Origin of the sequence: Streptomyces sp. NK08204, from assembly GCF_020400585.1 — a bacterium.
Classification (GTDB): Bacteria; Actinomycetota; Actinomycetes; order Streptomycetales; family Streptomycetaceae; genus Streptomyces.
Window position 1 is genome coordinate 129588 of the sequence record NZ_JAINVF010000016.1, and the last position, 9276, is coordinate 138863.

Sequence of the window (9276 nt, forward strand, 5' to 3'; positions counted from 1 at the left end):
GGCACGCGTACAGCGGGTAGGCCTTGCTGCATCGTCTCTCGCTCGCGAAGCCGTCGTCAGGAGTAGACCGTGCCGCAACCGCTGCATTCGTCCCTGCAGGTAGCCGCCGTTCCGGTCCAGCGGGTGCCGGCGCGAGACAGGGACCAGGACGCACCCTGGCACACCGAGGCGGTGTGCCGGCGCGACGAGGCAGGCCTCTTCTTCGCTCCGTCGAAGGAGCCGACCGCCGCCCGGCTGTCCCGCGAGGAGGCCGCCAAGCAGGTCTGCGCCCGCTGCCCGGTCATGATCGAGTGCCGGGAGCACGCGCTGCTGCAGCCCGAGCCGTACGGCGTGTGGGGCGGCCTGACGGCGGCGGAGCGCCGCGTGGTCCTGACGCGGCGGCGCCGCCGCGACATGGAGCTGAGGAAGGCGTCGAGAGCGGCGAACCGCATAGCGGGTTGAGACCCGCACGGCGGGTCGGGCCGCACGGCGGGCCCGTACACGGCACGAGGACGCGCCCTCTCCGCACAGAGGGCGCGTCCCCGTTTCGAAGCCCGCTCCTGCGTCGGGCCTGCTACTTGGCCTTGTCGAAGTCGATCGCGCTGTAGGCCCGCAGCTTGCTGAGCCGGTGCTCGGAGTCGATCCGGCGTACGGTCCCGGACTTCGACCGCATCACGATGGAGTCGGTGGTCGCGGTCTCCGACCGGTACCGGACGCCTCGCAGCAGCTCGCCGTCGGTGATACCGGTGGCGACGAAGAACACGTTCTCTCCGTTGACCAGGTCCTCGGTGGTCAGTACCCGGTCGAGGTCGTGCCCGGCGTCGATGGCCCGCTGCCGCTCCTCGTCGTCCTTCGGCCACAGCTTGCCCTGGATGGTGCCGCCCAGGCACTTCACGGCACAGGCCGAGATGATGCCCTCGGGGGTGCCGCCGATGCCGAGCAGCAGGTCGACGCCGGTGCCCTCGCGCAGTGCGTAGATGGAGCCGGCGACATCGCCGTCGGAGATCAGCTTGATGCGCGCGCCGGCCTCCCGGACCTCCTTGATCAGGCCCTCGTGGCGCGGCCGGTCGAGGATGACGACCGTGACGTCCTCGGGTGTGGACCGCTTGGCCTTGGCGATCCGCCGGATGTTGACGGCCACCGGCGCGTCGATGTCCACGAAGTCGGCCGCCTCGGGGCCGGTGACCAGCTTGTCCATGTAGAACACGGCAGACGGGTCGAACATGGCGCCGCGCTCGGCGGCGGCGAGGACGGCGATCGCGTTCGGCATGCCCTTGGCGGTCAGCGTGGTGCCGTCGATCGGGTCGACGGCGATGTCGACCTCGGGCCCGGTGCCGTCACCGACGCGCTCCCCGTTGAAGAGCATCGGGGCCTCGTCCTTCTCGCCCTCACCGATGACGACGACGCCGTTCATCGAGACGGTGGAGACGAGGGTCCGCATGGCGCGCACCGCGGCACCGTCGGCGCCCATCTTGTCGCCGCGGCCGACCCAGCGGCCGGCGGCCATCGCTGCGGCCTCGGTCACCCGGACGAGTTCCAGGGCGAGGTTGCGGTCGGGGGCCTCGGAGGGGACATCGAGCTCGGACGGCAAGTGATGGTGCTCGGTCATCGGAGCGCACCTTTCTGATACGACGACGGCCGGATGAGGGTGATGAGCACGACTCTATCGTTAGGCAGACAAAATGAGCAGGGGACCCCACGGATGAGCGCCACGGGCACCTGCGACGATAGGGGCGTGGCAGGTTCCTACGGCAAGCAGAAGAAGACGGTCCGGGGCTTGGTCCAGTCCCTGGGCGTGTGTGTGCTCGCGGCGATGGTCGTCTATTTCTTCGTCCCGCACGACGACCACGCTCCCGAGGTCAAGCGGATCGACTACAGCGTGGAGCTGGTCACGGCGCGCCGCGCGGCGAGCTACCCGGTGGCCGCGCCCGAGGGGCTGACGAAGGACTGGAAGGCCACCTCGGTGACGTACGACGGCAAGGACTCCCAGCACTGGCACCTGGGCTTCCAGGACCCCGAGGGCCAGTACGTGCAGATCGAGCAGGGCAGGCAGAACCGCGCGGACTTCATCGACGAGGCCAGCCAGGGCGCGTCGGCGACGCGGCGGACCGAGGAGATCAACGGCCGGACCTGGACCCGCTACACGGGCGGCCGGTACGACGCCCTCGTCCTGGAGGACACCCCCGGCTCCACGACGGTGGTGGCGGGCACGGCGTCCTTCGGCCGGCTGACGAAGATGGCGGCGGCGCTGAAGATGACCAAGGCCTAAAAGGCGGCGGGCACAGGGCGCAGAACACAGGCAAGAGGCCCCCGGCGCCGGGGGCCTCTTTGCGTTGCCGTCTCCGGCAGGTGCTGCGGTGTGCCGCCTCAGACGGTCGTGACGACGTCGTCGTAGGCCAGGCGCGGCGAGCGCGGGTACCAGGCGTCCGGGCCCGGCTTGCCGATGTTGACGACCATCAGCGGGGTGTGGTCGTCGTCCAGGAACTCCTTGCGCAGGCCCTCGAAGTCGAGGCCGGTCATCGGGCCGGCGGCGAGGCCTGCGGCACGGACGCCGACGATGAAGTACGCGGCCTGCAGGGCGGCGTTCAGCGCGGCGGCGCCCTCACGGACCGGACGCTCGCTGAAGAACACGTCCTTGGCCTGCGGGAAGTGCGGGAAGAGGGCCGGCAGCTCCTCGTGGAACTCGTTGTCCGCGGAGAGGATCGCGACCAGCGGGGCGGCGGCGGTCTTGGCCTGGTTGCCCTCGGCCATGTGCTGGACGAGGCGCTCGCGGGCCTCGGCGGAGCGGACCAGGGTGATGCGCAGCGGGCTCTGGTTGAAGGCGGTGGGGCCGTACTTGACCAGGTCGTAGATCGCCTGGAGCTGCTCGTCGGTCACCGGCTCGTCGGTGAAGGTGTTCGCGGTACGGGCCTCGCGGAACAGCAGGTCCTGGGCGGCGGGGTCAAGAACGAGAGACATGCGTGACTTCCTTGAGGTGCGTGTCCCGGTCCGGGCTGCCGGACCGGCTGACGACACCGACCATACGACCAGTTAGGTTTAATCTTCAACCAAAACTGGAGCATGGTGATCCACTTCACAGATGTGCCCGCGTTCTTACCCGGCCTCCCCGGAGCCCCCGGCCTCCTCCTCCGCGGCGAGCGCCGCGTCCAGCCGGGCCCGCGCCCCCTCCAGCCAGCGCCGGCACACCGCGGCCAGTTCCTCACCGCGCTCCCACAGAGCCAGCGACTCCTCCAGCGTCGTACCGCCCGCCTCCAGGCGCCGTACGACCTCGATCAACTCGTCCCGCGCCTGCTCGTACGACAGCGCCTCATCCACCTTGCTGGTCATCCACTCACCTCTGAAGATCCGCTAGACATCGACTCGTACGGAGAACTCGCCCTCGGCGACCCGTGCCCGCAGGCGCTCGCCCGCGCTCACCTCGTCCGGCCCGCGCACCACGTGACCGTCGGCGTTCTGCAGGACGGCGTACCCGCGCCGGAGCGTCGCCGCCGGGGAGAGGGCCACCACACGCGCATGCGTGTGCGTCAGCTCGGAATCCGCGCGGTCCAGCAGGTGGCCGAGGGTGCGCCGGGCACGGCCGAGCAGGGCCGCCACCTGATCGGCCCGCTCGTCGACCATCCGGTGCGGATCCTCTATGCAGGGCCGGGCCAGCGCGTGCGCGAGTCCCCGCTCCTCGCGTTCCAGGAACGCCTCGACGCACCGCCGCGCCCGGTCCCGCAGCATCCGCACCCGATCGGACTCCTCACCCACGTCCGGCACCACCTTCTTCGCGGCGTCCGTCGGGGTGGAGGCGCGCAGGTCGGCCACGTAGTCCAGGAGCGGGGTGTCCGGCTCGTGCCCGATGGCGGAGACGACGGGCGTACGACACTGCGCCACGGCCCGTACGAGCTGCTCGTCGGAGAACGGCAGCAGGTCCTCCACGCTGCCGCCGCCCCGCGCCACGATGATCACGTCCACGTCGTCGATCGCGTCCAGCTCCTTCACGGCCTGCACGACCTGCGGGACGGCGTGCACCCCCTGCACAGGGACGTTGCGCACCTCGAAGCGGACGGCGGGCCAGCGGTGCCGGGCGTTCTCCAGCACGTCCCGCTCGGCCGCCGACGCGCGGCCACAGACCAGCCCGATCAGCTGCGGCAGGAACGGCAGTGGCTTCTTCCGCTCCTGCGCGAACAGGCCCTCCGCCGCGAGCGCCTTCTTCAGCTGCTCCAGCCGGGCGAGCAGCTCGCCCACGCCGACCGGCCTGATCTCGGCGGCCCTGAGCGACAGTTGCCCGCGCGGCGCGTACCACTCGGGCTTCGCCAGCACGACGACCCGGGCGCCCTCGCCGACGACATCGGCCACGGCGTCGAACACCTGCCGGAAGCAGGTGACGCTGACGGAGATGTCGTACGACGGATCGCGCAGCGTCAGGAACACGACACCGGCGCCCGGCCGCCGCGACAACTGGGTGATCTGCCCCTCGACCCACACCGCTCCGAGCCGGTCGATCCACCCCCCGATGAGCCGCGAGACCTCACCGACGGGGAGCGGGCTTTCCGGGGACGTGTTGACAGCCATGCCGCGAGGGTAATGGCCGCCGCTGACAATCCGGCCTACGCCGGCGGCCCGGCCCGTGGGGCGTACACGCTCCGGCGGGGGGCGGGACAGGCGACTGCGGGCGATCCCGAAGCCCCCGAACGCGGCCCTTACGATGGGACGCATGACCGCTTCGCCTGGCCGCCGTGTCCTGCTCGCCGCCCCCCGGGGCTACTGCGCCGGTGTGGACCGCGCCGTGATCGCCGTCGAGAAGGCCCTCGAGCAGTACGGGGCCCCGATCTACGTCCGGCACGAGATCGTCCACAACAAGTACGTCGTGCAGACCCTGGAGAAGAAGGGCGCCGTCTTCGTCGAGCGGACGGAAGAGGTGCCGCCGGGCAACATCGTGATGTTCTCCGCGCACGGCGTCGCCCCGGTCGTCCACGAGGAGGCCAGGCGGGGCCGCCTCGCCACCATCGACGCGACCTGCCCCCTGGTCACCAAGGTCCACAAGGAAGCCGTCCGCTACGCCAAGGAGGACTACGACATCCTCCTGATCGGCCACGAGGGCCACGAGGAGGTCATCGGCACCTCCGGCGAGGCCCCCGACCACATCCAGCTCGTCGACGGCCCGAAGGACGTCGCCGAGGTAGAGGTCCGCGACCCCTCCAAGGTCGTCTGGCTCTCCCAGACCACCCTCTCCGTGGACGAGACCATGGAGACCGTCAACGCGCTGAAGACGAAGTTCCCGGGGCTCGTCTCCCCGCCCAGCGACGACATCTGCTACGCCACCCAGAACCGCCAGCTCGCCGTGAAGCAGATGGGCGCCGAGGCCGAGCTGGTCATCGTCGTCGGCTCGCGCAACTCCTCCAACTCCAAGCGGCTGGTCGAGGTCGCCAAGCTCGCCGGCGCCCGTGAGGCCTACCTCGTGGACTTCGCCGACGAGATCGACGAGGCCTGGCTGGCGGACGTCACCACGGTCGGTGTCACCTCCGGCGCCTCCGTCCCGGAGGTCCTGGTCGAGCAGGTCCTGGAGTGGCTCGCCGAGCGCGGTTACGGCGACGTCGAGATCGTCAAGGCGGCCGAGGAGTCCATCACCTTCTCGCTGCCCAAGGAACTCCGCCGCGACCTGCGCGAGGAGGCGGCGACCCTGGTCGCCGAGCGCGGCGGAACGGGTGCCGCGGGGGCGTGACTGTCAGTCGTCCGTCGTAACGTGGAGCCATGCAGATCTTCGGCGTGGACATCGGCGGATCCGGGATCAAGGGCGCCCCTGTGGACCTTGACCGGGGCGACCTGGCCCAGGAGCGGCACAAAGTGCTCACCCCGCACCCGGCTACGCCCGACAGCGTCGCCGACGGAGTGCGGCAGGTCGTGGACCACTTCGGCTGGACGGGCCCGGTCGGCCTGACCTTTCCCGGAGTGATCACGGGCGGTGCCACGGTCCGTACGGCCGCGAATGTCGACAAGAGCTGGATCGACACCGACGCGGGCGCGCTGTTCGCCGGGCGGCTCGGCGGTCTTCCGGTGACCGTGGTCAACGACGCGGACGCGGCCGGCGTGGCCGAGATGCAGTTCGGCGCCGGGCGGGGCCGCCGGGGCACGGTCATCCTGCTCACTTTCGGCACCGGCATCGGCAGTGCCGTCTTCACCGACGGCGTCCTGGTCCCCAACACCGAACTGGGCCACCTCGAGCTGAAGGGCCACGACGCCGAGACCCGGGCCTCCAGCAAGGCCAAGGACGACCAGGAGCTGACCTGGGAGCACTGGGCCCGCCGCCGCGTCCAGAAGTACCTCGCGCATCTCGAGATGCTGTTCTCGCCGGAGCTGTTCGTCATCGGCGGCGGGGTCAGCCGCAAGGCGGACAAGTTCCTGCACTACATCGAGGGTATAAGAGCCGAGATCGTACCGGCCCAGCTGCAGAACAACGCGGGGATCGTGGGGGCCGCGATGCGCGCGGCGCAGGCGCAGGAGCAGACACAGACGCGGATGTGAGCGAGAGGGGCGGCGGGGCCGAGGGTCACCCCCGTCGCCGCCGGCGCCGTACCCACCGCACCCGGCGCACCAGCACGATCAGCCCGGCGACGAGTGTCCCGCTGTACAGCCAGCCCGCCTGGGTGGCGAGTCCGGTGACCAGCCCCATCAGCCGGCTCGGCAGCCCCGCGCCGCTGCCGGCGACGGGAAACAGACCCACGGCGAAGGCGATCGGCACGATCACGGGTGCGGTCAGCAGATCGCTCTCACGCACCCACAGCGCGGTCAGCGCGCACACCGGCAGGAACAGCACGCCGTACACCGTCAGGGACGCCGCCCCGAACAACAGCTGGTCCAGGTACCCGAGCAGGAACAACGCCACCGCGCAGAACAGTCCGGCACCGAGCCCGGTCAGCCGGGGGCGGCCCACCCTCCTGCCCGTCGGAGGCACCGGCCGTGCGACCCGTACCTGCCGCGCGTCCCGTACCGGCCCCGGCACGGGCCTGCGCTCGACCGCCGGCCGGCGCCGGGCCTGCGGTGGCAGGGGCGCGGACGGCGGCGTACCGCGTCGCGATCCGTCGTACGGGGGTCGCGTTCTGTGTTGCTCCACTGGACCAACTTAGGTCTGTTTATGTGCCGAATCGCTCCTGAGACACGCCGATGAGGAGAGCTTCGCCAGGCGTTCCACGCTCCCTCGAGGCCGCGGCCCGTAACCCCGTAGACTGGTGGATCGGCCAGCGTGGTCTCTGGCCCCCTGGCACCCCTGGCCCACTCATCTACGGGAAGTCGCAACGTGTCGCTCACGATCGGAATCGTCGGCCTGCCGAATGTCGGCAAGTCGACCCTGTTCAACGCCCTGACCAAGAACGACGTGCTGGCGGCCAACTACCCGTTCGCCACGATCGAGCCGAACGTCGGCGTGGTCGGCGTCCCCGACGGCCGGCTGGCCCAGCTGGCCTCGATCTTCGGCTCGGAGCGCATCCTTCCGGCCACGGTCGACTTCGTCGACATCGCCGGCATCGTGCGCGGCGCCTCCGAGGGCGAGGGCCTGGGCAACAAGTTCCTTGCGAACATCCGTGAGTCCGACGCGATCTGCCAGGTCATCCGCGCCTTCAAGGACGAGAACGTCGTCCACGTCGACGGCAAGGTCTCGCCGAAGGACGACATCGAGACGATCAACACCGAGCTGATCCTCGCGGATCTCCAGACCATCGAGAAGGTCCTGCCCCGCCTCCAGAAGGAGTCGCGGATCAAGAAGGACGTGGCCCCGAAGGTCAAGGCGGTCGAGGAGGCCAAGGAGATCCTGGAGAAGGGCGACACCCTCTTCTCCCAGGGCATCGTCCAGGGCACCGAGCGCGCCGAGCTGCTGCACGACCTGCACCTGCTCACGACGAAGCCGTTCCTCTACGTCTTCAACGTCGACGAGGAAGAACTGATCGACGAGGACTTCAAGAACGAGCAGCGCGCCCTGGTCGCCCCCGCCGAGGCGATCTTCCTGAACGCCAAGCTGGAGGCCGACCTCGCCGAGCTGGACGAGGAAGAGGCCCTGGAGCTGCTGCAGTCGGTGGGCCAGGACGAGCCGGGTCTGGCGACCCTGGCCCGCGTCGGCTTCAACACCCTCGGCCTGCAGACCTACCTCACGGCCGGACCCAAGGAGTCCCGCGCCTGGACGATCAAGAAGGGCGCCACGGCCCCCGAGGCGGCCGGTGTGATCCACACCGACTTCCAGAAGGGTTTCATCAAGGCCGAGGTCATCTCCTTCGCCGACCTCCTCGCCACGGGCTCGGTCGCCGAGGCCCGCGCCAAGGGCAAGGCCCGCATGGAGGGCAAGGACTACGTGATGCAGGACGGGGACGTCGTGGAGTTCCGCTTCAACGTCTGATGGGACGTGAACGGCCTGACCTGCGAGAAAGCAGGTCAGGCCGTTGTGCAGTCGGCAGAACCTGGAGCAGCTACGTGTCGTAGGCCGTGGATCGGTGTACGACGTGCACGACCCACACCACCAGCTCTCCGTTGTCGATCGTGTAGACGACGCGGTAGTCGCCGACCCGAAGGCGGCGGCGCTCAGGCTGGGACACGAGGGCAGTGGTGTTGAAGCCGAAGGGGTCGCTCTCCAGTTCTGTCAGTTTGGCCACTGGCGACGTGGATCGGCCAGAGCCGCGAACCACCTCACTCGTCATGGCCCTGCATGTGCTGGTGGAAGCGGGCCTCGATGTGGCGGCGAGCCGTCGGCGTGGCCGTGGCTCTCCGGGAGCAGCTCGGTCCGCTGCTGGCCGAGACCGAGCCGGCCGCCAGGCGGCTGCGGATGCTGCTGGGGGGCAGGCCAAACGAGCTCGGGCCAGAGGCTTGATGACACTCACCAACGGGTGTCGCTGCGCGGCTATCAAGCCGAGGTGCAACTGAGCCGTGGCAGGCAACGGAGGCAGGTCAGGGCGTGCCCCCCCTTGCTGCTGGACCAGCCAGCGCATTGGGCAGCCGCAATCCTGACCGCCGTCGACCGGAGTCCGTTCCCGGCCACTCGCCGGGGAACATCGACCAGAGTTGACAAGCAGTTCCCCGATCCGTACTGTTCTCCGAGCTGTCCGACGTGAGCACCGATTCCGGTCGGCCCCGGACAGCTATTCCGCAAGATCCACAGAAGCTGACGGTGCTTTGTCATGCCGTTCTGCCTTCCGTGCGCTTTTTGCGGAATAGGAATCCGGCCCGAAGGCTTCGAGCGTGAGCCGCTCGATTAGCGTCCGGGGCAGCGAATCCGCTAAAGTCTCACTCGTCGGAACGGCCCAACAGCCGCGAGGACAAGCCCGACTGACC

At 69.8% G+C, this 9276-nt stretch carries 10 protein-coding genes and 1 pseudogene; 5 read left to right on the forward strand and 6 right to left on the reverse strand.

Annotated features, from left to right (window positions below):
• The first annotated feature begins 69 nt into the window (after nucleotides 1-69).
• Nucleotides 70-441 carry a WhiB family transcriptional regulator gene (locus tag K7G59_RS23350; protein WP_225837308.1) on the forward strand — a complete coding sequence of 124 codons (372 nt, stop codon included), beginning with the start codon at nucleotides 70-72 and terminating at the stop codon, nucleotides 439-441.
• A gap of 112 nt (nucleotides 442-553) precedes the next feature.
• On the opposite strand, the gene glpX is transcribed toward K7G59_RS23350, so the two are convergent.
• Entirely contained in the window at nucleotides 554-1588 is a 1035-nt protein-coding gene (gene glpX, locus K7G59_RS23355) for a class II fructose-bisphosphatase (RefSeq protein WP_225837311.1), read from the reverse strand.
• Between the two features lie 126 nt (nucleotides 1589-1714).
• Here glpX and K7G59_RS23360 point away from each other — a divergent pair, with 126 nt between their 5' ends.
• On the forward strand, nucleotides 1715-2248 hold the full coding sequence (locus K7G59_RS23360) for a DUF4245 domain-containing protein (protein ID WP_225837314.1): 534 nt from the start codon (nucleotides 1715-1717) through the stop codon (nucleotides 2246-2248).
• Nucleotides 2249-2346: 98 nt separating this feature from the next.
• Here K7G59_RS23360 and K7G59_RS23365 read toward each other — a convergent pair whose 3' ends face one another.
• From K7G59_RS23365 to xseA, 3 genes are all read right to left on the reverse strand, one after another.
• Nucleotides 2347-2937, reverse strand: coding sequence for a malonic semialdehyde reductase (locus tag K7G59_RS23365; protein WP_225837316.1), 591 nt, complete (start codon nucleotides 2935-2937; stop codon nucleotides 2347-2349).
• A gap of 135 nt (nucleotides 2938-3072) precedes the next feature.
• Nucleotides 3073-3306 carry an exodeoxyribonuclease VII small subunit gene (locus K7G59_RS23370; protein ID WP_225837318.1) on the reverse strand — a complete coding sequence of 78 codons (234 nt, stop codon included), beginning with the start codon at nucleotides 3304-3306 and terminating at the stop codon, nucleotides 3073-3075.
• A gap of 21 nt (nucleotides 3307-3327) precedes the next feature.
• Nucleotides 3328-4536, reverse strand: a complete 1209-nt coding sequence (gene xseA, locus K7G59_RS23375) for an exodeoxyribonuclease VII large subunit (RefSeq protein WP_225837320.1) — start codon at nucleotides 4534-4536, stop codon at nucleotides 3328-3330.
• A 133-nt stretch (nucleotides 4537-4669) separates the two neighbouring features.
• On the opposite strand from xseA, the gene K7G59_RS23380 reads away from it, so the two are divergent.
• Complete coding sequence (locus K7G59_RS23380) at nucleotides 4670-5686, forward strand: 4-hydroxy-3-methylbut-2-enyl diphosphate reductase (RefSeq protein WP_225837322.1); 1017 nt, start codon at nucleotides 4670-4672, stop codon at nucleotides 5684-5686.
• Between the two features lie 29 nt (nucleotides 5687-5715).
• Complete coding sequence (gene ppgK / locus K7G59_RS23385; RefSeq protein ID WP_225837324.1) at nucleotides 5716-6486, forward strand: polyphosphate--glucose phosphotransferase; 771 nt, start codon at nucleotides 5716-5718, stop codon at nucleotides 6484-6486.
• 25 nt (nucleotides 6487-6511) lie between these two features.
• Here the strand turns inward: ppgK and K7G59_RS23390 are convergent, their stop codons facing one another.
• Nucleotides 6512-7075, reverse strand: coding sequence for a DUF6542 domain-containing protein (locus K7G59_RS23390; RefSeq protein WP_225837326.1), 564 nt, complete (start codon nucleotides 7073-7075; stop codon nucleotides 6512-6514).
• Between the two features lie 183 nt (nucleotides 7076-7258).
• Between K7G59_RS23390 and ychF the strand changes: the two genes are divergently transcribed.
• Complete coding sequence (gene ychF, locus K7G59_RS23395; protein ID WP_225837328.1) at nucleotides 7259-8347, forward strand: redox-regulated ATPase YchF; 1089 nt, start codon at nucleotides 7259-7261, stop codon at nucleotides 8345-8347.
• Nucleotides 8348-8417: 70 nt separating this feature from the next.
• Here ychF and K7G59_RS23400 read toward each other — a convergent pair.
• Nucleotides 8418-8600, reverse strand: a pseudogene (locus tag K7G59_RS23400) (type II toxin-antitoxin system RelE/ParE family toxin); the annotation flags it as partial.
• Nucleotides 8601-9276 lie beyond the last annotated feature (676 nt).

Excerpts from the sequence above, each read along its gene's own strand:
- glpX (WP_225837311.1), bottom strand. The coding sequence starts at position 1,588 with ATGACCGAGCACCATCACTTGCCGTCCGAGCTCGATGTCCCCTCCGAG.
- K7G59_RS23365 (WP_225837316.1), bottom strand. The coding sequence starts at position 2,937 with ATGTCTCTCGTTCTTGACCCCGCCGCCCAGGACCTGCTGTTCCGCGAG.
- K7G59_RS23370 (WP_225837318.1), bottom strand. The coding sequence starts at position 3,306 with ATGACCAGCAAGGTGGATGAGGCGCTGTCGTACGAGCAGGCGCGGGAC.
- xseA (WP_225837320.1), bottom strand. The coding sequence starts at position 4,536 with ATGGCTGTCAACACGTCCCCGGAAAGCCCGCTCCCCGTCGGTGAGGTC.
- K7G59_RS23380 (WP_225837322.1), top strand. The coding sequence starts at position 4,670 with ATGGGACGCATGACCGCTTCGCCTGGCCGCCGTGTCCTGCTCGCCGCC.
- ppgK (WP_225837324.1), top strand. The coding sequence starts at position 5,716 with ATGCAGATCTTCGGCGTGGACATCGGCGGATCCGGGATCAAGGGCGCC.